The sequence below is a fragment of the Chachezhania antarctica genome, assembly GCF_003646465.1.
GTDB lineage: Bacteria > Pseudomonadota > Alphaproteobacteria > Rhodobacterales > Rhodobacteraceae > Chachezhania > Chachezhania antarctica.
In genome coordinates, this window is record NZ_QZEX01000003.1 from 296,457 (window position 1) to 320,253 (window position 23,797).

Below are 23,797 nucleotides of genomic sequence, written 5' to 3' on the forward strand. Positions count from 1 at the left end.
GAACGACATCTGCACCCCGCGCCGTCCTTTTGGTAGCGGTCCGTCAGGCCAACGCGGGGCGGGCCTTCCACAGCGCGGCGGTGATCCCGGCGGTCAGCACGGCCTTGATCACGTCCCCAGGCAGGAACGGCAGCGCGAAGGTGGTCGCCTGCGCCAGCGAGACGCCCATCATCACCGCCATGCCGACGATCCCGCAGACCGTCACCACGATGATCCCGCCGACAAAGGCGCCTGTCAGCGACGGCACGAAGGCCATCCGGTGTTCGAACCGCGACGCGATCAGGCCGGTGACGAAAGCCCCCAGCGGGAAACCGATCAGGTAGCCCAGCGTCGGCCCGGCAAAAACGCCAAGCCCCCCGCGCCCGCCCGCTAGAAGCGGCAGGCCAAGGGCCACCAGCCCAAGGAACAGCAGCACCGCCAGCGCGCCGTTCCGCGCGCCAAGGATGGTGCCGGCCAGCATGATCCCCATGCTCTGCGCCGTGAGCGGGATGCCGGAGGCCAGCGTCAGCCGGGGCATCAGCCCCAGAACGGCAATCAGGGCCGCGAAAAGCGCGATGCGGGTCAGATCTCGTTCCATAGGGTTCCTCTCCCTCAAGGTCAGTTCAGGTCGGCGCGCGCCCGCAGTGCTTCGGCCGCGCGGTCCGCCTCGTCCAGGGCGCCGATGGCCAGCGGCGGCAGGATCCGCCACCCCGCCCGCTTGGGCGACCGGGCGCGATGTGCCTCCGTCAGCCGCTGGGCGCGCTCCGACAGGGCCGGGACAAAGCGCAAAGTCAGCGCAACCGCAAGGGCCAGCTTGCGCCGGGGCCGTTCATTCATGCCGAGTGTTTCAAGCCATCCGTCGACCGTATCCAACAATTCCGCCGGAGACGTCGTGCGCGTCATCATCATCGCCGCCGCAATGCAGGCCAGGAGCCCGCCCGCGATCTCGAGCCCTTTCATCGGGCTGCCAAGGGCCAACTGAAAGGCGGCGATCAGGGCGGCGATCAGGGCAGCGGACTTTAAGTCGCCAAGGATCATCCGCAGGAACCAGCCGCCTTCCAGTCGCGCGGCCCCCAAGACAAGGATCAGTCCGGTCCAACCCGCGACCACCCATTGGGCGAAGCCGATCACCGTGCAGAAGACGCACAGGCCCACCAGTTTCCACCCGGCGTGCCAGTCGTGATACCGCGTGTGCCGCGCGGAAAGCGCGCCGATCAAAGCGCGTCGGGCGACAGGATCCGCCCCTCCATCTCGGCCCGGTAGGCGGTCAGGATCTCGTCCGGCGCACCTTCGGCCCGGACCGCTCCCGCATCCAGCCATACCAGCCGGTCGTTCCGCGCCAGCGAAGCCAGATCGTGGTTCGCCGCGATCTGGGCCACGGGCAATCGGGCCAGCATACGATGCAAGCTCGTTTCCGTCGGCAGGTCGAGCCCGGCGAAAGCCTCGTCCAGCAAAAGCAAACCGGGTTCCGGCGCGGTGGCCACCATCAGGCACAGCAAATGTTTCTGACCCTGGGACAGGGAGTGGACCAGCCGTTCATCCCAGCCGGGCACGCCGAAATTCTGCAGGATCTCTCGCGCGCGGGCATCCGCCTCGCGCTTGCCCATGCCGTGGGCCTTCAGGCCGAAGGTCAGTTCCTCGATCACCGTGGGGAACAGCAGCCCATGTTCGGGGTTCTGGAACACGAACCCGATCTCCCGCGTGGCGCGCTTGCGGTTCTTCGCGGGGTCGAAGCCGTTCACGGTCACTGTCCCGCTGTCGGGTGTCACAAGGCCCGAGACCAGCCGAAGGAATTGCGATTTGCCGGCCCCGTTCCGCCCAACCAGCCCGGTGCGCGACACGTCCATCTCGACGCTCAGGCCATCGAAAACCACCCGGTCTTCAAGCGTCAGCGAGACGTCCTCGAACCGGATCCGGGCCGGCGTCACCTCCGCCGCAAGAAACGTCTCGCCGCGGCTCACAGCGCGGCCTGCACGATGAATTGCCGCAAAAAAGGCACGCCCATGACTGAAAGCCCGTTACTGATCCCGTCGACACCCGCCCGGATAGAGCGGAACGTGCCGGGTTTCAATGTCGGGAGGCTGACGCAGTCTGCGCCGCTCAGCGTACGTGGCCGCGGTCGTAGATCACCTGTTGTGCCACGCCGGCCACCAGCAGGTAGATCGAGGTCAACGCCACCACGATGGTCAACGCCGGCATCGGCGCGAAATCCGTCCAGGCGGCAACACCGATCGAGGCCGTCCACACCATTGCGACCGGCAGCGAAATCGCCCGCCAGCGCTTTGTCCGCACCGGGTGGACGAATTTCAGCGTCAGGAACTGCGCGAGCGACAGCAAAAGGACCAGCCCAAGGATGATCTGCCATGCAGGCTCGATCACCAGAAGCGCCAGCGTCACCATGTTCCAGCATCCGGGAAAGCCCCGGAACGAGGAATCGGCCGTCTTCATGCGTGTGTCGGAGAAGTAGAGCGACGACGTGAACGGGATGAACAGCACCACGAACCAGCCGGTCCAGCCGGGAAGCAGGCCGGAACCGTAAAGCGCGTAGGCCGGGATCATCACGTAGGTCAGGAAGTCGATGATCAGGTCCAGAAGCGTCCCGTCGATGACCGGGGCGTTCGTCTTCACGTCGTATTTCCGCGCCAGCGGGCCGTCGATGCCATCGACGATGAACGCGACGGCAAGCCAGATCGCCATCATCGCCCAGTCCTGCTGGGCTGCTTCCAGCAATGCCAGCATGGCCAGCGACGCACCGGCGGCAGTGAAGAGGTGTACGGAATAGGCTCGGAAGCGCATCCGGCGAACCTGCCTTTTCCCGCAGGGAGATGCAAGCGTCCGCGCGACGTGCCCGAAGGGCAATCTGTTGCCGCAAGGGAACCCTTCGCCCCGTCCCGGCGTTCCCTGTCACAAGGCCGGCGCGTCACGCGCCCGGCGCGAAACCCGCGCACAGGGGGAACCGATGGCATCGCGAGCGATCTGGAAAGGGCAGTTGAGGCTATCGCTGGTCTCCATTCCCATCGAAATCCATTCGGCCCGGAATTCGGGCGCCAGGGTTTCGTTCCGGCAGATCCACGAACCGTCGGGCAAGCGCGTGCATTACCAGAAGGTGGTGCAGGGCGTGGGCCCCGTCGAAAGCGACGAGATCCTGAAAGGCTACGAGACCGGCGACGACGAATACCTTCTTCTGGAAAAGGACGAGATCGACGCCATCAGGCTGGAAACGAAGAAGACGTTCGAGCTGGTGCAGTTCGTCGACACGAACGAGATCGCGCCGATCTGGTTCGACCGGCCCTATTACGTCGTTCCCACGGACGATCTGGCCGAAGACGCCTACCGCGTCGTCCGCGATGCGCTTCGGAAGACGGGCAAGGCCGGGCTGGGGCAGCTGACGATGCGCGGCAAGGAGTACCTCTGCGCCATCCGCCCCTGCGGCGACGGTCTGCTGATGGAGACGCTGCACTACGAGGACGACATCCGCGATGCCGACCCTCTGTTTTCCGGGATCGAGGACGAAGCGTCCGACGATGACCTGCTGGATGTCGCGACCGAGCTGATCGAGAAGAAATCGGCGCCCTTCGATGCTTCGGCGTTCGAGGATCACTACGCCGCCGCGCTGAAGGACCTGATCGACCGGAAGATGAAGTCGAAGAAGACCCCGCGCGCCAAGACCGGCAAGGATGACGGCCGGCCCGAGGGCGAGAACGTGGTCGACCTGATGGACGCGTTGAAGAAGAGCGTGAAGGGCACCAAGGGCAAATCCGGGGGATCGCGGAGGAAAGCATCGTGACCACGCTGGAGGAATACCGCAAGAAGCGCGATTTCGACGTGACACCCGAGCCCCGCGCCGAACTGGTGGAGGCCGGGGGCGACAAGTTGGGGTTCACCGTGCAAAAGCACGACGCCACCCGCCTGCACTACGATTTCCGGCTGGAATGGCAGGGCGCTCTCCTGTCCTGGGCCGTGACGAAGGGGCCGTCTGCGGACCCGTCCGAAAAACGCCTGGCGGTGCGGACGGAAGACCATCCCGTGGCCTATGGCGATTTCGAAGGCACGATCCCCAAGGACCAGTACGGCGGTGGCACGGTGATGCTGTGGGACACCGGCTGGTGGGAACCGCTCCACGATCCGGCCGAAGGGCTGAAAGAAGGCAAGCTGCATTTCCGCCTGCACGGCGCGCGGATGAAGGGCGGCTGGGCCTTGGTTCGGATGCGCCGGAAATCGGGTGAAAAGCGCAAAAACTGGCTGCTGATCAAGGAACGCGACGATTTCGCGGGCCGCAGCGCCGACGCGCTGATCAACAAGCACCGCACCAGCGTCTTGACCGGCCGGGCCATGCGGGCCATCGCGTCGGACAAGCCCGCGGCGACGCCCGTGAAACACACCAAAAAGCTCCCCCGCTTCCAGAAGGTTCAACTGGCCACGCTGAAGGACGCCCCGCCCAAGGGGGACGGTTGGCAGCACGAGGCAAAATTCGACGGCTACCGCTGCCTGATCGCCGTGGGCAAGGGCGGCGTGCGGCTTTACACGCGCAACGGCAAGGACTGGTCCGACCGGTTCGGCGCGCTCTGCGACTCCGTCGCCGCTTTGGACTGCGACGCGGCCCTGATCGACGGGGAAGTGATCGCAGGCGGCGGGGGCGGCGATTTTTCCACCCTGCAAACCGCCTTGAAGGCCGGGGACCCGCTGACCTACTACGCTTTCGATTGCCTGCATCTGAATGGCAAGGACCTGACGGACAAGCCCCTGAAGGAACGGCGCGAGGCGTTGGAATCCCTGTTCGACGGCCAGCCGCCCCGCGGGGCGATGCGGTTGAGCCCGATCATCGAAGGCGACGGCGCCGAAGCGCTGGCCGCGATGTGCGATGCGGACGGGGAAGGGATCGTCTCGAAACGGCGCGACGCAACCTATCGCGGGTCGCGCAGCCGAAGCTGGATCAAGTCGAAATGCATACGGCGGGCCGAGTTCGTGATCGCCGGCTGGTCGCCTTCCGACAAGAAAGGGCGCGCGTTCTCCTCGCTCCTGCTGGGCAGTTACGAAGGCGACACGTTCACCTATCGTGGCCGCGTGGGCACCGGGTTCGACGAAGACGACCTGAACCGTCTTGCCAAGACCATGAACCGGTTCGCGCGCAAGACCGCGCCCTTCGATGGCGCGCTGCCGTCCGAGACGAAGGGCGCGAAATGGGTCACGCCGCACCTTGTGGCCGAGGTCGAGTACACCGAATTCACCAGCGAAGGCCGCATACGCCACGGCGTCTACAAGGGCCTGCGCGAGGACAAGGAGGCCGGAGAGGTGAGTGCAAAGGCAGAAGCCGAGACCGATGGCGGCGACGAACAGATCGGCGGTGTGCGGGTGTCGAGCACGGGCCGCATAGTTTATCCGGACGCGAGACTGACGAAGGGCGATGTGGCGCGGCACTACGAAAAGGTGTCGGACCGGATGCTTTCGCATCTCGCCGACCGGCCGCTGTCGCTGCTGCGGTGCCCGGATGGGATCGCGGACGACTGCTTCTTCCAGAAACACGCCGGCAAGGGTTTCCCCGATGCGGTGAAAAGCCTGCCGATCGAGGAAAAGGACGGCGGGACCGAGGAGTACATGTATGTCTCGACCGCTGAAGGCCTGATCGGTGCCGCGCAGATGGGCACGCTGGAGTTCCACATCTGGGGATCGCGGCGCGACAGGATCGAACGGCCCGACCGCATGGTCTTCGACCTCGACCCCGACGAAGGGCTGGATTTCGACGCCGTCAAACAGGCCGCGCAGGAGGTCCGTGAAGGGCTGGAAGCGTGCGGCCTGAACGCTGTCCCCATGGTCACGGGCGGCAAGGGCGTTCACGTGATCGTCCCGCTCAGGCGGATCTCGGAATGGGAGACGGTGAAATACTTCTCCCGCACCTTCGCCGCGATCATGGCCGACCGGGATCCTGATCGCTACACCGCGACGATGTCGAAATCCAAGCGCAAGGGCCGGATCTTCATCGACTGGCTGCGCAACGAACGTGGCGCGACGGCTGTGGCCCCCTATTCCCTGCGCGCCCGCCCGGGCGCCGCGGTGGCCGTTCCGGTGACGTGGGACGAACTGGCGGACCTCGACCGGCCCGACGGGTTCGGGCCCGGTGACATGGACGACCGCCTGTCGCGCGATTGTCCCCTGGCAGAGGTCAAGGCCCATGGCATCGGAGATACGGTCGTCGACGCGCTTGACCGATGGTCACGGAGATAAGGCGGATACCTGCCGTCCGTGTCATTCTCGGGCTCGATCCCGGTGTCGGGCCCATTCCGCATCTGGCGCAAGAATTAACATATGTTAGGGTTTGTGGCCGAGCAGTCCAGAATGGCAAAGGCTCGGATTTGGCGGGTTCATGACAGAAGACAGCTATCCGCGAACGCGTCGCTTCCTGCAGGGCAGGTCGCGCGATGCATTGGACGTGCGCGAACGGTCCTTGCTGGAAAGCCTTGTGGACGAGGTTCAGCAGTTCACGTCGCCCCATACCATCCTGAAGCGCGGCGACGTTCAGGACCGCAGCACGATCCTGATCGAAGGCACGGTGGCGCGGGTGATCCACGAAGGCGGCAAGCGGCACATCGTGGCGCTGCACGTTCCGGGCGATTTCGTCGATCTGCACGCGTTCACGCTGAAACGGCTGGACCATGACGTGGTGTCGATGGGCGCGGTGCGGGTCGGCTATGTCACCCACGATGCCCTGACCCGGGTGCTGGAGACAGAGCCGAACCTGTCCAAGATGCTGTGGTATTCCACCCTTCTGGACGCTGCGATGCATCGCGAGTGGATCATGAAGATGGAGCATCTGAGCGCCCACGGCCGCCTTGCGCATCTGATGGCCGAACTGTGGCAGCGGCTGACCTTTGTCGATCTGGCGGGCGAATCCGGCTTTGCCCTGCCGCTGACCCAGCAGGAGCTGGCCGATTCCTGCGGCACGACGTCGATCCACATGAACCGGGTCGTCCGCAAGCTGCGCGAAACCGGCGTTGTCGACATCTCGCGCGGGCAGGTCACGATCCTTGATTTCGATGAACTCAAACGCGTCGGTGCCTTCGATGCCGCCTATCTTTATGGCGAAGGCCCACTGAAACTCATTTGATTGCTTGACTGTGGCGCAATAAAACTAACATGTGATTAGTATGTGAGGTAGACTCCTGCGTGCATGAGTTGCCCGCGGGGCAACTTCAGGCTGTTCAGTGGTACTGATGCGATGGAAGGCGTTCGATGTTGCTCGATCAGGAAAGCCTTGACCTTGCCGTAAGCGCCGCCGGTCTTGGCCGATGGGAATACGACCCGGCCAGCAAGGCGACAGTTCTGGACGACCAGTGCCGGAAACTTCTGGGGTGCTCGAAAGAACAGGCCCGGAGCATCGACCGTATCCTGCCGTTGATCCACAGGGACGACCGCGCCGAGATGGCCAAGCGACTGGGCGCGATCATCGAGGACGGGCAGGAGTTCGAACATGTGTTCCGCGTGCGCCGCCCCGAGGCAGGCCACCGCTGGCTGCGTGGCATCGGACGCATGGTAGAGCGCAACGGACAGGCAAGGATCCTTGGCGTGACGCTGGATGTCACGGCCGAGCAGGAGCTTCTGGCCGAACGCGATCTGCATCTGGAAGAGATGAGCCACCGCATCAAGAACCTGTTCGCCCTGGTGTCGGCGATGATCTCGAACGCCAATCGCGAAAGCGGGTCCCAGCCCGAACTGGTGGAAAAGCTGCGCGGCCGGGTCGAAGCCCTGGACCGGGCCCATTCGCTGATGATCAAGACGGACTCGACCAAGCCCGTTTCGCTTCACGATCTGCTGGAAAACATCCTGGAGCCTGCCCGGGGCGTCCAACCCATCACGTTCGACGGCGACGATGTGCAAATCCCGGTCAACAAGCTGACGCCGCTGGTGCTGATCTTCCATGAATGGATCACGAACTCGATCAAGTACGGCGCATTGCAGCAATGCGACGGGGAAATCGCGGTGCGATGGGCCTATGAGCCGGACGGCCTGCGACTGGTCTGGCGCGAGAAAGTCGAGGCTTACAATGACCAGCTGAAACGCGGCTTCGGCTCGCGGTTGATCCACGCCTCGGCGCAGCAGCTGAAGGCCGTGAAGACACGGGATTACGTCGATGGCTGGCTGATCATCGACATGCTGCTGCCCCTGCACGTACCAGATCCCCGCTGATCCGGGGCGGGACTGGAACGAAATCCGCCCCGGCCGGTTCTTTTGTCCTGACGACACAATCTCGGGACATCAGGAATCCGCCATGCTGGATGTGATCAAGAGCAATATCGGGTTATTCCAGCTGGCGACCAGCGTCGTGGTCATCCTTGTGTGGCTGGTGTATCTGAACATCTTCCTCAAGGACTTCCGGCAGCAGCGACGGTCGAGCCTTTTGATCACCCGCGGCGGGGCCGACGACATCACCGCGCGCTGTCTGGTCAGCAACATGGGGGCGCAGCCGGCCTATCTTCTGGACGTGCTCGCCTGTTTCGACACGCCGGACGGTCCGGTCTTTGCCAGCGTTGTGGATCGCAGCGAACTGCGACAGGACCAGGTCGACCTGCCGTCCGAACTGACGGGCCAGGGACCTATCGCCAGCGGCGGGTTCGTCGACATCGGCAGCTTTCGCGACGTGGCGGGCCGGGCGCTGGACGGATCGGGCTTCCGGGTCAACGATTGCGACGACCTGAAACTGGTGGCCGTGGCCACGACGAACCAGGCCCAACGTCTGGTGGCGGCGGTCCGGGATTTCGGGTTCGACCACGATGGCGATACCGTCCACGTGGCGCCGCGCGCAGTAGAGGCGCGGCAGATCCGGTCGCGCAGGGATCAACGCAGGATCAGGAAAGTTCTTTCGGCGCTTCAGACCCGGCGCAGTGACGCCGCACAATTCAGCAAGGAGATCATTTCAGCGCTTTAGCGTCCGGCGCACCAATTCTGCGGCTCGGGGTCCGTCACGCTTATGGGCAGATCTCAGGTAATGCGTTTCAGCAGCGCCAGAAGCGTCTTCTGCTCTGCCGGTTTCAGCGGCGCGAGCGTATCGGCGCTGATCACCGCGCCGTCGCGCTTCAACTGGGTGATCATGGCCTGCCCGTCTTCGGTCAGCGTGATGCTCGACCGGCGCTTGTCATTCGGATCGGGCAGCGACCGCACCAGCCCCTTGGCCTTCAGCCGGTCGACCACGCCCTTGATCGTCGCCACGTCCATGGCCGCTAGCCGGCCCAGATGGTTCTGCGACACCTGGCCGTGTTCGGATATCCGGATCAGAGTGGAAAACTGCGTGGCCGTCAGGTCCGACACGTGGTTCTGGAAGATGACGGCATGGCGTTGCGAGGCCAAGCGCAGCACGTACCCGATCTGATCGTCCAGCACATAATCAGCATCACGCTGCACGAGATCTTGGGTTTCTTCCATGCCGAAATGTATCCCCATGTGACCGGGACAGACAAGCCGCGTTTCCGCGCGGTTCAGCGCAACCCGTCATGGCCTTCGGCATCGTCATGGGTCAGCCCGCCCACGCGGGGCAGTGGACGACCACTGTCGGTGACGGCCACGGCGACCATGATCTCGTCCGCACGGGGGGCGTCGTTCAGTTGCACCTCGATGGCGTCGAAATGACTGCGGACATAGGCCGCGTCCTTGTGGCCCAGCGGCACGTCCAGAACCTGACCCGGGCTGCCCATCTTCTTCGATGACGGGACCAGGGCCGCGCCCTTGTCGACTTCCTTGCGCAGCGGCGCGCCCAGTTTCGGATGGAGGATGGCTGCGGCGTGTTCCAGTTCCCCGTTTGCGCCGACCATGGCTGATTTGCCGTAGCTTTGCGCAGCTTCGGGCGCGATCCCCAGCGCCTCGACGCATTTGCGGCCCAGACGCGCGCCCAGTTCTGCGCCGATATCGGTCAGGTCCGTCAGGTCCTCGGCATAGATCCCGGCGAACGGGTTTCGGATCACGGCTACCGCCACCGCCTTGCGGGTGGCGAGCTGGATCGCCTGCCCGGCCTCGCGGTGGGTTTCCTCGATATGGACGACGATCTTGCGGATCGCCGCCTTCATCGCAGGCCGTCCTCGCCCTTGATGTCGGCCGCGTCCAGACCGCCCGCGCGGTTGTGGATGCGCGCGCCCGTGCTCATGACCAGCACCAGCACCATCTCGTTGGCGCGGGGGGCGTCGTTCAGGCCCACTTCCATCGCGTCGAAATGGCCACGCACGTAAGACGCGTTGATATGCGTGATCGGCACGTCCAGCCGCCCGCCCATGCCCGTCACCTTCTTGGTCGATGGCACGATGGCCTTGGAATCGCTCAGCAATTCACGCATCGCGTAGCCGCCGGGGGCGTGCCACAGCGCGCCGTGCTCGATTTCCCCGTTCTCGCCCACCATCGCGCCCTTGCCATAGCCTTCGACCTGATCGGCGCCGCCCAGAAGCTCGACCAGCTTCGTGGCCATCTGCAGGCCCAGCGGCTTCAGATCTTCCATGAACCACTGGATGTCGGGTTCGTACCGGCCGGCAAAGGGGTTTTCGATCACCGCCAGGGCCGATGCGCGGCGCAGGCTCTTGGCCGGGGTCGGGCCGCCTTCGTGAAAGATTTCCTCGACCGAATAGGCGGTCTTGCGGAGCTTCAGGTCAGGCATGGTCGAATTCCTTTTGTTTAAGGGCGATACAAGGCCCTTCGGTCATCACCGCTTGCCCTTGCAGGAACAGTGCCGCCGCCGCAATGGATCCGCGCCGGACCAGCTGTTCCGCCCGGCCCAGACCAGAGCGCAAAGCCGCGTCGCGGTCGCCCGGGGTCAAAGCCGCGCAATCGGTGACGACGGGAAGATTGCCCAGATCGCTGTCCGGGGCAACGGTATCGGCAGGGCCGCGGGTGATCGCCGGATGGCCCGGCAGATCGACGGCATTGGCGACCAGCGTTGCGGCCACATCGGCCCCGGCGGCGTTCCGCGCCAGCACCGTCACGCTGTCGGCGATGCCCATCGACAGGCTGCGCCCGTGGCGTCCGCTGGTGGCGATGCCGCGCACCGGATCGTCCCAACTGACCGAAATCTGCCCCAACATCTGCCCGCGATGCCCCGCCACCGCACTGGCATAGCGTTCGCCTTCAGCCAGGTGCAGCGCGATATCGCCGCCGTTGTTCACGTAAGCCCGGCGCAGAGGAGCCGCATCGACCATGGCCGCCAGGATTTCATCCGCGACGGCGCCTGCGACGGCCGCCATACGGGTCAGGTAGCCCAGATCATATACCGGCATCGCCGCGGCATGCATCCGCCGCGCCACTGGCCCGGCCGGGAGGCGGCTGTCGGATGTCAGGGGCGCGCGCAGGTCGGGCAGTTCATCCACGAGGGTCTGCAACAGCCCGTGAAACCTGTCCTTCGCCGCGGCAAAGGCCGGGCCCCGGGCACCATCGGCACCGATCACAAGGTCGATGGGGCCATGCTGCAAATGCAGGCGCTGGCCATCGGGCAAGATTGCCGCAGACGGGCCCATCAGCTGGTCCGGTCCTTCGACCAGCGATAGTTCTGATGCGCCATCGGATCGCCTGCATTGGGGTTGGGCGCCAGCCAGCGGGCGTCGACCTGCCGCACGCTCGCCACGGGTTTGATCTGGTCCGCGTAGCCGCCCAGAGCCTTGTAATCGCTGACCCGCAGGGTGAATTCGATGGGCGCGACCAGCGCGGGCGTGGGCACGTAGCCAAAGCTTTGCGTCGGCATGTCCAGCACGTCGACCATGAAGGTGATCCCGCCGCCGGGCCAGACGTAAGCCTCGGCCCCGCCGCAGGACACATGGGTCAGCGCATCCCTGACGGACCGTGTCAGCCGCACCGGGTTTTCCGTGACGCCAGCCCGCAGGCTGCCCCCTGCCCCGCCCATGAACAGCACTGAACACACCGACGGCTCGCAATTCTCGGCAATCAGCTCCGCCGTGCGCATCAACGCGTCGGGCATGGGCTTCTTCTGCGGCACCAGGTCTGAGTCGAGTTCATAGTACCCGTATTGCTCGCCCGTGGTGGAGACCATGAGCATCCGCAGCCCTTCCCACGCCACCTTGGGCTTGAAGGGGCCAAGGATCGTCAAAGGGTCCTCGATATCCGTGCCGCCCCAGCCAGTGCCGGGATTGGCGACCTGGAAATAGCGGCCCGGAGTAGACCGGCGGCCCAGCAGCTTGATGCCGGTCGGAGGCACGTCCAGCTGCTTGCCCGCCTCATGTTCCGACAGGACGCCGGTGATGTGATCGTCGACCACCACCACCTCGTCCGCGTGGCCCAGCCACTGCTTGGCGAACATACCGATGGCCGCGGATCCGCAGCCGACGCGCATCAGCTTCTCTTCGACGCCGTCGATGATCGGCGCCTTGCCCGCCTGCACCACGACCTCGACCACGTGGTCGCCGTCGCCGATCTGCATCGTCACCGCCTCGCGGTTGCACAGCTGCATCAGCGCGTCGCAGGTCACGCGGCCTTCCTTCTTGGACCCGCCGGTCAGATGTTCGACCCCGCCCAGGGACAGCATTTTCGAGCCGTATTCGGAGGTCGTGACATGCCCCACCGGTTCACCATCCACGCGGATCACGTCGCGTTCGTCGCCCAGGTGGCGGTCGGTGTCGATCTTCACCTTCACGCCGCAATAGCTGAAGATCCCTTCGGTCACGACGGTCACCATGTCGATGCCGTCGATCTCCTGGCTGACGATGAAGGGGGCGGGCTTGTAATCCGGGTAGGTCGTCCCCGCACCCACAGCCGTCACGAAGGGGCGTTCGCCCTTGATGATATCGCCGTCCCACTCATCGCCGCCTTGCAGGAAGGGCACCAGCTTCTGATCGCCGGAATGGATGATCGTCAAAGGGTCCAGCCGCACCAGTTCGCCCGCGTGATTGGCATAGCGGTCGCAGGCACCGGCCTTGCCCTCGGCGATGTAGCACATCACCGGGCAGGCATCGCAGCGGATTTTCTCGGGTTTCGCGCCGTCCATCATTCCGCTCCCTTCAGCAGGGCCGCGCGGACCCGTGACGGGGTAGCAGGCACTTTGGTTATCCGCGCTCCGGTGGCGTGTCTGATCGCGTTCAGAAGCGCCGGCGTGGTCGGGATCAGCACGTGCTCGCCCAGGCCCTTGGCCCCGTACGGGCCATGCGCATCCGGTTCCTCGATGATCAGCGTCTCGATGGGCGGGATGTCCCCGATGGTGGGGATCAGGTAATCGTGCAGGTTCTCGGTGCGGCCCGGCAGATACTCTTCCATCAGCGCCATGCCCAGGCCTTGCGCGATACCGCCATGCACCTGGCCTTCGATCAGCATCGGGTTGATGGCCCGGCCCACGTCGTGCGCCGCCACGAATTTGACCGGCGTCACGGTTCCAAGGGCCGTATCGACCTCCACCACCGCCAGATGCGCGGCGTAGCCGAACTGGGCATAGGGCACCCCCTGCCCGTTCGCGTCGAGCGGGACGGTCGGCGGATCGTAGGTCTCTTCGGCCCGCAGGACATAGCCTTCGGCATCGGCCTCAAGCCCGTCCAGCGGCAGTTCATGGCGCCCGGCCGCGTCGGTGGCCACCAGAGTGGCACCGTCCAGCGACAGTTCGGCCTCGGGCGAGACATTCAGCCGTTCAAGGATTGTCGCCCGCAGCGCCAGCCCGGTCAGCCGCGCGGCATTGCCCGACACGAAGGTCTGGCGCGAGGCCGAGGTCTTGCCGGCGTCCGGCGTCACATCCGTGTCCGGCCCGATCAGGGAGACGGTTGCCAGCGGCAGCCCCAGCGCTTCGGCGAAGATCTGGGCGATGACCGTGTTGGCCCCCTGCCCGATGTCCATCGCGCCCTGGTGCAGCAGCACGGACCCATCGGTGCGGATGCCCGCCTTGATGGTCGACGGATTGGGCAGCGAGGTGTTCCCGCACCCGTACCAGCCCGAAGCGATCCCGACGCCGCGTTTCAGCGTGTCGTTCGCTGCGTTGAATTCTTCAGCCGCCGCGCGCTCTTCATCCCAGGACGGGCGCAGCGCTTCCAAACAGGCCTTGATGCCCACACCCTGTTCGAAGACCTGCCCGCAGACCGTGGGCACGCCGTTCTCCAGCGCGTTCAGGATGCGGAAGTCGAGCGCATCCATGCCCAGCTTCTCGGCCAGATCGTCGAACAGGCATTCCTGCGCGATCGCCGATTGCGGGACGCCGAAGCCTCGGAAGGCGCCCGCGGGCGGGTTGTTGGTGTGAATCCCCCGCGACTGCGCGCGGTAGTCGGCGATGGCATAGGGCCCCGAGGCATGGACCGGCACGCGGTTCGCCACTGTGGGCCCCCAACTGGCATAGGCGCCGGTGTCGAAATCGCCATCGAACCGGAACCCGCACAGTTTGCCGTCGGAACTTGCGCCGATGGTCAGCGTGATGTCCGATGGGTGGCGCTTGGTGGTGCTTTGCATCGATTCCGTGCGGGAATAGCAGATCCGCACCGGCTGGCCCGTCTTCAACGCCGCCAGCGCAAGGTAGGGCTGGACCGAGATATCCAGCTTCGCGCCGAACCCGCCCCCCGTCGCCGTTGGCACGATACGGATCTGCGAGCGGTCCATGCCAAGGATGATCTCCAGCGCTTCGCGGTCCATCACCGGGGCCTGCGTGCAGGCGTGCACCTCGACCCGGCCGTTGACGATCTCCGCGAAACCGGCCTCGGGCTCGATATAGGCGTGTTCGACGAAACCGCTCTGGTACCGGCCCTCGACGGTCACGTGCGCGCGGGCCAGGGCGGCCTCCGGATCGCCGCAGGTGACAAAGCCACCGCACATCACGTTGCCTGCGCGGCCGTCGTGCAGTTGCGTCGCATCGGGGCCGAGCGCCGTGGCCACGTCGGTCGCTGCCGGCAGTTCCGTCCAGGTTACGGGGAAGGTTTCGGGATCGAAGCGCGCGATAACCTCCGGGCTGGCGACGATGGCGGCCACCGCTTCGCCGCGGAACCGCGTTTCCGTTTCGGCAAAGACAGGTTGATCGACGAACTGGGGTATCACGCCGAACACGTTCCGGCCGGGGATGTCGGCGGCGGTCAGCACGGCGTCGAGGCCTTGGGTCTGCGCGAAGCCCTCCAGATCGCCGAATGTGAAGCCTGCGCGGGGAAATGGCGAGCGGATGACCAGCACCTCAAGGCACCCGGCGGGGGCGATGTCATCGCCGAAAAGTTCGGTCCCGGAAACCTTCGGGCCACCGTCCAGGCGCGCGGGCGATGTGCCCACCGCGCCACCAAACGTGTCGGCCAGCGCGGGCGCGCCCAGCACCGCGTCGATGATCTTGCGGTAACCTGTGCAGCGGCACAGCACGCCGGCAAGCGCATCCTTCACCTGCGCCTCGTCCGGCGCGGGTTCGGCGCGCAGAAGGGCCACGGCAGACACCATCATGCCCGGGGTGCAGATCCCGCATTGCGCGGCGCCGTGGTCCTGAAAGCTCTGCATCAGGCGCAGCGCGTCGGGGTCCGAGGCCGTCATCCCCGAGAGCGTTTCCACCTTTCGCCCCGCTGCCTGATGCGCCGGCGTCAGGCAGGCGCAGACCGGGGCGCCGTCGATCAGCACGGTACACGCCCCGCAATCGCCCGCATCGCAGCCGATCTTCACGTCGCGCGTGCCCAGCCCTTCGCGCAGAAGCGCCGACAGGCGCTGGCCCGGACGGGGGTGGGCCGAAACCTCCGCCCCGTTCAGGTGGAAGGTCGTCGCCGTGGTGAACTGCTTGTTCATCGTCCGGCCCTCTGAATTGCGCGCCTGCATTGTTCCTGCACAACGTCCAGCCGATAGGCCGCGGAGCCGCGCACATCGTCGATGGGGGAAAGCGGGCCCAGATGTTCGGCCAGAACATCTGCCGCGTCGGGCCGCTGGCCGATCAGCGCCCGTTCCAGATCCGGCAGACGACGAGCCACCGCCGAGCACGCCCCGACCGCGATCCGGGCCTCGGCAATCGCACCTTCCCTGTCCAGCAAGATATTGGCCGCCGTCATGGTGATCGAGATCACGAGATACCGACGGCTGCCCAGCTTTGCGAAGGCCGAGCCCATGCCGTCCGGCTGCGGCGGCACCAATACAGCGGTGACGAGTTCGTCCGCTTCCAGCGCAGTCTTGCGCACGCCCAGCAGGAAATCGGCCAGCGGCAGCACCCGCACGCCACGGTCCGCGCTCGCGATCTCCACCCTGGCGTCCAGCGCCAGCAGCGCCGGAACCCCGTCGGCGGCGGGGGATGCGTTGCAGATGTTTCCGGCAATCGTGCCGGCGTTCTGAATCTGGATGCTGCCAACCTCGCGCGCCGCTTCCTTCAACGCGTCGAAGGCAGGCGGCAGGTCGGCGGCAACAATCGCGCTCCACGAGACAGCCGCGCCGATACGCGTTCCGCCGTCATCGGAGGTGATGGAGGTCAGCCCCGCGATCCGCGTGACATCGAGGAAAGCGGCCGGCCCCTTGCCGCGCGCCATGGCCGGAAACACGTCCGTCCCGCCGGCGATGACTTTCGCCTGCCCGTCCCTGAGCGCGGCAAGGGCGTCCGTCAGTTCGGTCGGGGACAGATAGGCCAATGCAGTCGCCTTCCTATTGTTTGCATGCAAATGATATTCGCGGGCGGCTTCAAGTCAACAACAATGTCTGCCCGGCAGCATCGATCAGTCTTCCCCGCGGTCCCTGTGGCCGTCAACATTTCTGCCGATACCAAAGCGGCAGGGGCCGCTCTAGGCTGCCCGGGACACACCGATGGACACAGCCCCACAGGAACGGACGCAGATGATCGAGACCCCGCTGACCCACCTCCTCGGCCTGTCCGCACCCATCGTTCAGGCCGGGATGGCCTTCGCCGGCATGACGCCGGACCTCGCCATCGCCGTGTCGAACGCTGGCGCCATGGGCTCTGTCGCCATCGGCCCCATGCCGGTGCCGGTCATGGAGGGCCTGATCGCAGGCATCCGCGCCGGCACGGACCGGCCGTTCCACGTGAATTTCATCACCATCTACGCCGAGGACAGCCATATCGAAGCGCTCTGCGCCGCCGAAACGCCGGTGGCCGCGGCGAGCTTCCACTGGGGCCATCCTAAGCCGGAGTGGATCGCGCAACTGCACGCCGCCGGGATCAAGGTGATCGAACAGGTCGGCTCCGTAGAGGCGGCGAAGCTGGCGGCGGCTGACGAGGTCGACGTGATCGTGGCGCAGGGGACGGAGGCCGGCGGGCACAACCTTGGCAGCCTGCCCAGCTTCGTCCTGCTGCCGCAGATCGTCGATGCCGTGCCGGGCACGCCGGTGCTGGCCTCGGGCGGGGTCACCGACGGGCGGGCGCTGGCGGCGGCCTTGTGTCTTGGGGCGGCGGGTGTCTGGGTCGGTTCGCGCCTTGTGGCCAGCGCGGAATCCAGCGCGCACGAGGATTACAAGGCCCGGCTTTGCGCCGCCGATGGCACCGATACCGTGCTGTCGTCGCTGTTCGGGCGGCATCACCTGCATTTCAACCCGATGCGCCTGCTGCGCAACCGCGTGGTGGCCGAGTTCGATGGTCGCGAAGACGACGCCCCGGCCGATAACAGCGCCGAACCTGTGGTGGGCCGGATGCCCCTTGCCGGGATGGAAGTGGAACTCCGCCGTTTCGGCAACCTCGTCCCCATGCAGGGCGCCACCGGAGATTACGAGGAACTGCCGCTTCTGGCGGGTCAGGGGCTCGGCATGATTTCCAGCGTCGAACCGGCCGCGGACATCGTGACCGGCATGGCGGCGGAAGCCGAGGAGATCCTTGCAGGCGGCAAGGGATGGCGCATCGCATGACAGGCCCGATCCGAACGCTTGTCATCGGTGGCAGCGGGCAGATTGGCGCGCGGGTCACCGGGCGTCTTCTGGCGATGGGCCACGCGGTGTCGGTTCTGACACGCGGCGCGGCGGTGGCGCCGGGGGCCAGGGCCCTGACGGGCGCCCTTTCCGACCGCAGCGCCGTGCGCGCCGCGCTGGAGACGGGCATCGATCGGGTGGTGCTGATCACCCCCGACATGCGCGACCAGGGTGAGGTGGAAACCGCCATTATCGCGGAACTGGCCGCGGCGAAGGTCGGCTTTGTCGCCAAGCTTTCGGCACAGTCCGCGGGACTTTCGCCGCCGGTCAGCTTCGGGCGGCATCACGCGGTGGCGGAACGGGCGCTGGTGGTCTCCGGCCTGCCCCATGCGGTGTTGCGGCCGACATTCTACCAGGACAGCCTGCTGCTGTTTGCCGGTGACATCCGGCGCGGCAAGCCCATGATGCTGCCGGTGAAATCGGGCCGCGTCGCCATGGTCGCCGCTTCCGACGTGGCCGAAGCGCTCGCCCTGCTCGCCCATCGGGCCGAACCGCGCTCGCCTGTCACCCTGACCGGACCGGCGGCGCTGTCCTTCCCTGACATTGCCGGCATGATCGGCGCGGCAACGGGCCAGCGCGTCGGGTTCAGAACCGTGCCCGCGCTCCTTGCGCGGCTTGTCCTGCCCCTCGCGGCCGGCCTGCCGTTCTGGAAAGCGCAGCTGGTCGTGGACCTGTTCCGGGCCATCGAACGCGGCGCGCAGGAGCCGGTGAGCCGCGACGGCCCGGCCCTGCTGGGCCGACCGCCCGCGACCTTGTCCGACTTCCTTGCCGCCCGCCACGCCGATTTCGCGCCGGACGCCTCCTGAAACGCCTGACGATCCGGAAAGACCCCATGCCCCCAGCAACGCCCATGCCCCTGGCTGCCTTCCGCGAACTGCAACAGAGCGGCGGCGGCGGCGCGATCGCGGCACATATCGCCGACCGGCTGACACGGATCGCCGACTACAATACCACCACGCAGGCCGATCCGGCCCGCATCGCGGAGCTGCTGGCGGCACCTGCCAGCGGGCCCCTTGCAGGGCTGCCCATCGCGGTGAAGGACAATATCGACCTTGCCGGCTTTGACACCACCGGCGGCAGCCCCGCGCTTCAGGGGCATAGGCCCGACGCCGACGCGCCGCCCGTCGCCCGTCTGCGCGCCGCCGGAGCCGCGCTGGTGCTGAAGACCAACCTGCACGAATTCGCCTTCGGCGTGACATCGAACAACGCGCTTTACGGGCCGGTGCGCAATCCGGCCGATCCGGCGCGGGTGGCTGGGGGATCGTCGGGCGGGAACGCCACCGCCATCGCGCTGGGGCTGATCCCGGCGGCGCTGGGGACGGATACCGGCGGCTCCACCCGGATCCCGGCGGCGTTCTGCGGTATCTGCGGGTTCCGGCCGTCGACAGGGCGCTATCCCGATGGCGGGGTGCTCACGATCTCGCCCACCCGCGACACCATCGGACCGATGGCCGCCTGCGTGGCTGATATCGCCCTGCTCGACGCGCTGATCACCGGGGAAGACGCGTTGCCCCCGCTGCTCGACCGCCCCCTGCGCCTTGGCGTGGCAAGCGATGCGCTGTCGGGCCTGTCGGCTCAGACCGACGCGGCGATGCAACGCGCGCTCGACAGGCTGGGGGCCGCGGGCATCACGCTGGTTCCCGTGGACACCGCAGCCATTGACGACGGCACCCGGCAGGCCGGCGATCCGGTGGCCTTCTGCGAAGGCTACGCATCGTTCAAGGATCACGCGGCACAGCGCGCGGGCACTGACTATGCCACCCTTGCCGTCGCGGTCAGCAGCCCCGACGTGGCGGGCATCTTCGCCGCGCTGCCGGAGCTCGCCGCCCAGACCGATGCGGCCTGGCGCGCGGCCTTGGCGGACCAGCTCCCGCACCTCTGCGCCGATTACGCGGCGTTGATGCAACATCACGCACTCGACGGGCTGCTTTCGGCCACCGTCCCCGTGCCGCCGCCCCTGATCGGGGAGGACGCGACGCTGCACGCCGACGGCATCGACCTGCCGACCTTTCCCACCGTCAGCCGCAACACCTGCCGCGCCTCGATGCTGTGCACGCCGTCGCTGTCCCTGCCGGCGGGGCGGGATGCCGCGGGCCTGCCGTTCGGGCTTATGCTTGAAGGCGGTTCCGGGCAGGACCGTGGCCTGCTATCTCTCGCCCTGCAGATCGAAACCGCGCTCGCGCCGCTTCAGGAGATGCCGCAATGAACGGCCAGATCACCGCCCTTTATCACTACCCGGTCAAGGGCCTGTCGGCCCAGCCGCTGGACAGCGTCAGCCTGACACCGGGGCAAGGCTTCCCGCATGATCGCGTCTTCGGCTTCGCCCGCCCCGGCGCCGGGTACGATCCCGACACCTTCCGCCCCCTGCCCAAGAACCGCTTTCACGTGGTGATGACAACGGCGGCCCTGGCCGGGCTGCGCAGCCACTACGACCCGGCCACCGGCCAGCTGACCCTGCACCACAACGGCACCAGCCTGCTGTCGGCCGATCTGGGCACCGACGACGGGGCCGAGGCGGCCGTGGAGGCCCTGATGGCCTTCCTCGACCTGCCGGCCGAGGAACGTCCGATCCTTGCGCGGGGCGGCGACAACCGGTTCACCGATATCTCGGTCGTCTCGCCCGAGATGATGAACGCCGTTTCGCTGATCAACCTCGCCTCGGTCCGCGATCTGGAGACGCGCGCGGGCGCGCCTGTCGATCCGATGCGCTTTCGCGGCAACATCTACTTCGACGGCTGGCCCGCGTTTTCCGAACTCGACCTTGTCGACCGCGAGATCACGCTGGGCGATGTGCGCCTGCGCCTCTGCCTGCGCACCCGCCGCTGCCCGGCGACCGAAGTCAACCCCGTCTCCGCCGAACGCGACCTGCGGGTGCCGAAGCTGCTGCAGGAGATCTACGACCACCCCGACATGGGCATCTACGGAGAGGTCGTCTCCGGTGGCACCCTCTCCCGTGGCACCGAAATCTCCCTCTGATCTCACCGTGCCGCAATCCTCCGCGTCGGGCCGGAACTAGCGCAAAAATCACGCAATTGGGCCGCGAGCCCCGCTGCCCCGGGACGTGCTGCGCGCCCGTCCCTTTGCGATGCGCGCCCCGGGCGTAAACTCTGGCCGTCCGAAAAACGGCACAGAAGGACGGCCCGGGCCATGGACCACGCGATCCGCGATGTCAGCCTTTCCGACATGCGCCTGTTCGGCGACATCGTCACGCGGCTGAACCGGGCAGAGCCGTGGGAGGACATTCGCGGGCAGATCCTGGGAGATCTCGCACGGCTTTTGCGGGCCGATTACGGGGCCTCGTATGTCTGGTCGCAGAAGGCCGGGCGCTATGGCAATGCCACCGTGCTGAACATGGATCCCGACAACATCGCCAGATACGAGGCATGGTTCCAGTACCGCGACCCGATCACCGACAGGTTGCGCGCGCTGGCCCGCCCCGCGCTGATCGAGGAGGTCATGCCCTATGAAGACCTCCACCGGACCGAGTTCTACACCGACTTCCTTGCCCGCGACGGGCTGAGCCACGGCATCAACCTGTTCCTTGTCGACGATGGCTGCGATCTGGGCGACTTCCGGCTGTGGCGCGGCCATCGCGCGCCCGAATTCGGTGCCCGGGAACTGGGCCTGCTGTCGGCGCTGGAACCGTTCCTGAAAACCGCACTGCGCCGCCGGACAGGAGAGGGCAGTACGCTGACCCCGCGCGAGGCGGACGTGGTGCGCCTTGTGGCCCGCGGCTGCACCGACCGCGACATCGCCCGCCTGCTGGAGATCAGCCACGGCACCGTGCGCACCCATCTTGGCCGCGCCATGGCCAAGGAGGGCTGCGCCAACCGCTCCGAACTGGCCGCGCTCTACGCAGCACAACTGCGCGACAACTGACGGGATACCTTGCGGTCGACTACCGGCATCGGACTGTCGCGGTTTTGGATGAACTGCGCCGTCTTAACCTTTGTTCTGAAACGTTATGTTCCCTTTAGGCATGATTCCCGCCTGGCCTATTCTCCGAATCGGCTCCGGCGCGTGCAGTCGCACCTGCCTTCCCGTTCCGAGAAGAGGGGACGCGGTCGCGCTGACGGGCAAACCGCACGCCGCGCGCAGTTTTGCCATGAGCGGGTACCCCCAAGCACAGGCGTGAACTGTCATTTGCGAACGCGGCGCGATGCTCTAAACCTTGGCCACCGACCGGGGGCCGCTGTCCCGGCATCTGCCACCGTTTCATCCGGGAAAGACCGCATGGCCGCTTCGAACAGCCTGTTGAGCAATGACGCGCTCAGCCTTTCTGTGGCGCCCCTAGGCGCTGAAATGCAGTACCTGCGCAATGCGGCAGGAGACGACTACCTGTGGAACGGCGACGCGGCGTTCTGGACGGGTCGGGCGCCGGTTCTGTTTCCCATCGTCGGCCGCGCGCCCGGCGATGTCGTGGCCGCGGGCGAGGTCAGCGCGCCCATGGCGCAGCACGGCTTCGCCCGTCGCAGCGCGTTCGAACTTGTCGGGGAAACCGCCACACGGTGCCATCACCTGCTGCGCGCGTCGGAAGAAACCCGGGCGGTTTACCCGTTCGACTACGCCCTGCATGTCATCCACCGGCTGAACGGAAACACAGTCCATTGCGAGGCGCGCGTCGAGAATCTGGGCCAGGGCCAGATGCCCTTCGGCTTCGGCTTTCATCCGGCATTCCGATGGCCACTGCCACGTGCCGGGGGCGAAAGTCACCACGTCACCCTCGCGGCCGGCGGGTCCCCCGACAGGCGCCTGCTGAACGACGGTCTGCTGACGCCCACGCCCATGGCGGGTCCCTTTGTCGACGGACGCCTGGAGATCCGGGACGACCTGTTCAAGGACGGCGCCCTTGTGTTCCCCGATGGGTCTGACGCGCTGCATTATGGTCCGGATGGCGGGCCCGGATTGTCGTTCAGGTTCCACAATCTGCCCGACCTCGCCCTGTGGAAACCGCTGCGCGCGCCGTTCCTGTGCATCGAGCCGTGGCACGGCACCGCCTCCTGCGAAGGCGACGGCCCGCAGATCGCCCTCCGGCCGAACAGCAACGTTCTGGCGCCCGGCGCCGGCATGGCCTTCGGATACTCGGTGACGGTCGAAATGATGCCCGACGGACAATAGTGCTTGGGGCGACCCTAAAGCAGGTTGGCCGCCATGAACGGTATCGTCGCGACGATGAGGATGGCGACCAATCCGAACAGTGCAAAAAGGCCATCGCGGACAAGCATCGCCGTCGCCAGCATGGCGACCGCCAGCCCGAGGACCGAGGACGAGAAGGGCACGATCTCGAGCATCGGCATGGCGAGCCCGCACAGCAGGCACAGGACCTGCAACCATGTGAACAGGGGTGCCGTGACGAGGAATCGAAGCCGCGGACGCGTGCGGCGGTCGAGCCAGGCGGCCAGCCCGTCGATACGCCGAAGCGCCTTTCGCGTCTTGTTGGCGTCCACTTCCTTTCGCATGAGGAATTCCGGCATCCACAGATGATCCCGACGGATCAGCATCTGCGCCGAAATAAAGGCGATCGTCAGCCCGCAGATCGACGAAAACAAGGGAATGCCGCTGAGCGGCGTCACGACGAGAAGCGCCGGAACCAGCAGGGTGGCAGAGAAGGAATTCTGTCCCACCGCGTCGAAAATCTCGTGCAGGGTCAGGTCGTCTTCGTCTTCGGCGGCTTTCTTCAGCGCGTCGACGATATCTGTGACCGGCGTCGGATCACGAAGATCCTCATCATCGGCGGGCTGGAGCGCGTGTGTCACGTCGTCGGTTTCTTCCGTTTGATTGATTCGAGGGGATAACGCCCGGCGCCGCGTCCGGTTCCGCCACGCAGTGCGATCGGGACGCGCAGCCATGTGCCGGACGAGGTCGCGCCCCTGCGATCACAGGCATTTTCACCCGGTCGGCACCGGTTTTGCCCGTCCGGGAAAGTCGACCGTGCCCGTGCCTGTTTGAAAAATATATTCGTCGGACCGGAACAGGAAGGGCTGTCTGCGCGTCCACTCATCATAACGAACCG

23 protein-coding genes are annotated in these 23,797 nt (G+C 66.3%); 11 read left to right on the top strand and 12 right to left on the bottom strand.

Annotated features, from left to right (window positions below; all coding sequences use genetic code 11):
* Positions 1–43 precede the first annotated feature (43 nt).
* The 4 genes from D4754_RS08535 to D4754_RS08550 all read right to left on the bottom strand — a co-directional run bounded on the left by D4754_RS08535 (position 44) and on the right by D4754_RS08550 (position 2,775).
* Entirely contained in the window at positions 44–577 is a 534-nt protein-coding gene (locus tag D4754_RS08535) for a biotin transporter BioY (RefSeq protein ID WP_121062593.1), read from the bottom strand.
* 20 nt (positions 578–597) lie between these two features.
* Positions 598–1,197, bottom strand: a complete 600-nt coding sequence (locus D4754_RS08540) for a CbiQ family ECF transporter T component (protein WP_163025844.1) — start codon at positions 1,195–1,197, stop codon at positions 598–600.
* On the bottom strand, positions 1,194–1,940 hold the full coding sequence (locus D4754_RS08545) for an energy-coupling factor ABC transporter ATP-binding protein (RefSeq protein WP_121062595.1): 747 nt from the start codon (positions 1,938–1,940) through the stop codon (positions 1,194–1,196). Before D4754_RS08545 ends, D4754_RS08540 begins: the two co-directional genes overlap by 4 nt.
* Positions 1,941–2,079: 139 nt before the next feature.
* Positions 2,080–2,775, bottom strand: coding sequence for a CDP-alcohol phosphatidyltransferase family protein (locus D4754_RS08550; protein ID WP_121062596.1), 696 nt, complete (start codon positions 2,773–2,775; stop codon positions 2,080–2,082).
* Positions 2,776–2,938: 163 nt separating this feature from the next.
* Here D4754_RS08550 and ku point away from each other — a divergent pair, with 163 nt between their 5' ends.
* The 5 genes from ku (at position 2,939) to D4754_RS08575 (ending at position 8,899) form a co-directional block, all read left to right on the top strand.
* The gene (gene ku / locus D4754_RS08555) at positions 2,939–3,766 is read left to right on the top strand and encodes a non-homologous end joining protein Ku (protein WP_121062597.1); all 828 of its coding nucleotides are present in this window, start codon (positions 2,939–2,941) and stop codon (positions 3,764–3,766) included.
* Positions 3,763–6,201, top strand: coding sequence for a DNA ligase D (gene ligD / locus D4754_RS08560; RefSeq protein WP_121062598.1), 2,439 nt, complete (start codon positions 3,763–3,765; stop codon positions 6,199–6,201). The genes ku and ligD overlap by 4 nt, the downstream gene beginning before the upstream one ends.
* Before the next feature lie 139 nt (positions 6,202–6,340).
* Entirely contained in the window at positions 6,341–7,081 is a 741-nt protein-coding gene (locus tag D4754_RS08565) for a Crp/Fnr family transcriptional regulator (RefSeq protein ID WP_121062599.1), read from the top strand.
* Between the two features lie 125 nt (positions 7,082–7,206).
* Entirely contained in the window at positions 7,207–8,160 is a 954-nt protein-coding gene (locus D4754_RS08570) for a sensor histidine kinase (protein ID WP_121062600.1), read from the top strand.
* Positions 8,161–8,242: 82 nt separating this feature from the next.
* Positions 8,243–8,899 (top strand): hypothetical protein, encoded by a 657-nt coding sequence (locus D4754_RS08575; RefSeq protein WP_121062601.1) that lies wholly within the window; start codon positions 8,243–8,245, stop codon positions 8,897–8,899.
* Positions 8,900–8,952: 53 nt separating this feature from the next.
* Here the strand turns inward: D4754_RS08575 and D4754_RS08580 are convergent, their stop codons facing one another.
* Genes D4754_RS08580 through D4754_RS08610 form a run of 7 tightly spaced genes read right to left on the bottom strand, consistent with a single transcriptional unit; the run spans position 8,953 to position 16,499 of the window.
* A complete protein-coding gene (locus D4754_RS08580; RefSeq protein ID WP_121062714.1) occupies positions 8,953–9,393 on the bottom strand; it encodes a MarR family winged helix-turn-helix transcriptional regulator in 441 nt (146 codons plus the stop codon).
* 53 nt (positions 9,394–9,446) lie between these two features.
* A complete protein-coding gene (locus tag D4754_RS08585) occupies positions 9,447–10,031 on the bottom strand; it encodes an amino acid synthesis family protein (protein WP_121062602.1) in 585 nt (194 codons plus the stop codon).
* Positions 10,028–10,609 carry an amino acid synthesis family protein gene (locus D4754_RS08590; protein ID WP_121062603.1) on the bottom strand — a complete coding sequence of 194 codons (582 nt, stop codon included), beginning with the start codon at positions 10,607–10,609 and terminating at the stop codon, positions 10,028–10,030. The genes D4754_RS08585 and D4754_RS08590 overlap by 4 nt, the downstream gene beginning before the upstream one ends.
* A complete protein-coding gene (locus tag D4754_RS08595) occupies positions 10,602–11,462 on the bottom strand; it encodes a UPF0280 family protein (protein ID WP_121062604.1) in 861 nt (286 codons plus the stop codon). Before D4754_RS08595 ends, D4754_RS08590 begins: the two co-directional genes overlap by 8 nt.
* Positions 11,462–12,946 (bottom strand): 6-hydroxynicotinate reductase, encoded by a 1,485-nt coding sequence (locus tag D4754_RS08600; RefSeq protein ID WP_121062605.1) that lies wholly within the window; start codon positions 12,944–12,946, stop codon positions 11,462–11,464. The genes D4754_RS08595 and D4754_RS08600 overlap by 1 nt, the downstream gene beginning before the upstream one ends.
* Positions 12,943–15,675 (bottom strand): molybdopterin-dependent oxidoreductase, encoded by a 2,733-nt coding sequence (locus D4754_RS08605; protein ID WP_121062715.1) that lies wholly within the window; start codon positions 15,673–15,675, stop codon positions 12,943–12,945. The genes D4754_RS08600 and D4754_RS08605 overlap by 4 nt, the downstream gene beginning before the upstream one ends.
* Positions 15,672–16,499 carry an FAD binding domain-containing protein gene (locus D4754_RS08610; protein WP_121062606.1) on the bottom strand — a complete coding sequence of 276 codons (828 nt, stop codon included), beginning with the start codon at positions 16,497–16,499 and terminating at the stop codon, positions 15,672–15,674. Before D4754_RS08610 ends, D4754_RS08605 begins: the two co-directional genes overlap by 4 nt.
* Positions 16,500–16,671: 172 nt before the next feature.
* Here D4754_RS08610 and D4754_RS08615 point away from each other — a divergent pair, with 172 nt between their 5' ends.
* The 6 genes from D4754_RS08615 (at position 16,672) to D4754_RS08640 (ending at position 22,902) form a co-directional block, all read left to right on the top strand.
* Complete coding sequence (locus D4754_RS08615; RefSeq protein WP_205589604.1) at positions 16,672–17,724, top strand: NAD(P)H-dependent flavin oxidoreductase; 1,053 nt, start codon at positions 16,672–16,674, stop codon at positions 17,722–17,724.
* Entirely contained in the window at positions 17,721–18,590 is an 870-nt protein-coding gene (locus tag D4754_RS08620) for an NmrA family NAD(P)-binding protein (protein ID WP_163025845.1), read from the top strand. Before D4754_RS08615 ends, D4754_RS08620 begins: the two co-directional genes overlap by 4 nt.
* Before the next feature lie 26 nt (positions 18,591–18,616).
* A complete protein-coding gene (locus D4754_RS08625; RefSeq protein ID WP_121062609.1) occupies positions 18,617–19,990 on the top strand; it encodes an amidase family protein in 1,374 nt (457 codons plus the stop codon).
* The gene (locus D4754_RS08630; protein WP_121062610.1) at positions 19,987–20,760 is read left to right on the top strand and encodes an MOSC domain-containing protein; all 774 of its coding nucleotides are present in this window, start codon (positions 19,987–19,989) and stop codon (positions 20,758–20,760) included. The genes D4754_RS08625 and D4754_RS08630 overlap by 4 nt, the downstream gene beginning before the upstream one ends.
* A 171-nt stretch (positions 20,761–20,931) precedes the next feature.
* Entirely contained in the window at positions 20,932–21,663 is a 732-nt protein-coding gene (locus D4754_RS08635) for a helix-turn-helix transcriptional regulator (RefSeq protein WP_121062611.1), read from the top strand.
* Positions 21,664–22,017: 354 nt separating this feature from the next.
* On the top strand, positions 22,018–22,902 hold the full coding sequence (locus D4754_RS08640) for an aldose 1-epimerase family protein (RefSeq protein WP_121062612.1): 885 nt from the start codon (positions 22,018–22,020) through the stop codon (positions 22,900–22,902).
* 14 nt (positions 22,903–22,916) lie between these two features.
* Here D4754_RS08640 and D4754_RS08645 read toward each other — a convergent pair whose 3' ends face one another.
* Positions 22,917–23,540, bottom strand: coding sequence for an exopolysaccharide biosynthesis protein (locus D4754_RS08645; RefSeq protein WP_240453806.1), 624 nt, complete (start codon positions 23,538–23,540; stop codon positions 22,917–22,919).
* Between the last annotated feature and the right edge of the window lie 257 nt (positions 23,541–23,797).

What these genes read in the sequence shown, in the direction of transcription:
- D4754_RS08535 (WP_121062593.1), bottom strand. Translation starts at nt 577, where the DNA reads ATGGAACGAGATCTGACCCGCATCGCGCTTTTCGCGGCCCTGATTGCC.
- D4754_RS08550 (WP_121062596.1), bottom strand. Translation starts at nt 2,775, where the DNA reads ATGCGCTTCCGAGCCTATTCCGTACACCTCTTCACTGCCGCCGGTGCG.
- ku (WP_121062597.1), top strand. Translation starts at nt 2,939, where the DNA reads ATGGCATCGCGAGCGATCTGGAAAGGGCAGTTGAGGCTATCGCTGGTC.
- D4754_RS08565 (WP_121062599.1), top strand. Translation starts at nt 6,341, where the DNA reads ATGACAGAAGACAGCTATCCGCGAACGCGTCGCTTCCTGCAGGGCAGG.
- D4754_RS08570 (WP_121062600.1), top strand. Translation starts at nt 7,207, where the DNA reads ATGTTGCTCGATCAGGAAAGCCTTGACCTTGCCGTAAGCGCCGCCGGT.
- D4754_RS08575 (WP_121062601.1), top strand. Translation starts at nt 8,243, where the DNA reads ATGCTGGATGTGATCAAGAGCAATATCGGGTTATTCCAGCTGGCGACC.
- D4754_RS08580 (WP_121062714.1), bottom strand. Translation starts at nt 9,393, where the DNA reads ATGGAAGAAACCCAAGATCTCGTGCAGCGTGATGCTGATTATGTGCTG.
- D4754_RS08585 (WP_121062602.1), bottom strand. Translation starts at nt 10,031, where the DNA reads ATGAAGGCGGCGATCCGCAAGATCGTCGTCCATATCGAGGAAACCCAC.
- D4754_RS08590 (WP_121062603.1), bottom strand. Translation starts at nt 10,609, where the DNA reads ATGCCTGACCTGAAGCTCCGCAAGACCGCCTATTCGGTCGAGGAAATC.
- D4754_RS08595 (WP_121062604.1), bottom strand. Translation starts at nt 11,462, where the DNA reads ATGGGCCCGTCTGCGGCAATCTTGCCCGATGGCCAGCGCCTGCATTTG.
- D4754_RS08600 (WP_121062605.1), bottom strand. Translation starts at nt 12,946, where the DNA reads ATGATGGACGGCGCGAAACCCGAGAAAATCCGCTGCGATGCCTGCCCG.
- D4754_RS08605 (WP_121062715.1), bottom strand. Translation starts at nt 15,675, where the DNA reads ATGAACAAGCAGTTCACCACGGCGACGACCTTCCACCTGAACGGGGCG.
- D4754_RS08615 (WP_205589604.1), top strand. Translation starts at nt 16,672, where the DNA reads ATGGACACAGCCCCACAGGAACGGACGCAGATGATCGAGACCCCGCTG.
- D4754_RS08620 (WP_163025845.1), top strand. Translation starts at nt 17,721, where the DNA reads ATGACAGGCCCGATCCGAACGCTTGTCATCGGTGGCAGCGGGCAGATT.
- D4754_RS08625 (WP_121062609.1), top strand. Translation starts at nt 18,617, where the DNA reads ATGCCCCCAGCAACGCCCATGCCCCTGGCTGCCTTCCGCGAACTGCAA.
- D4754_RS08630 (WP_121062610.1), top strand. Translation starts at nt 19,987, where the DNA reads ATGAACGGCCAGATCACCGCCCTTTATCACTACCCGGTCAAGGGCCTG.
- D4754_RS08635 (WP_121062611.1), top strand. Translation starts at nt 20,932, where the DNA reads ATGGACCACGCGATCCGCGATGTCAGCCTTTCCGACATGCGCCTGTTC.
- D4754_RS08640 (WP_121062612.1), top strand. Translation starts at nt 22,018, where the DNA reads ATGGCCGCTTCGAACAGCCTGTTGAGCAATGACGCGCTCAGCCTTTCT.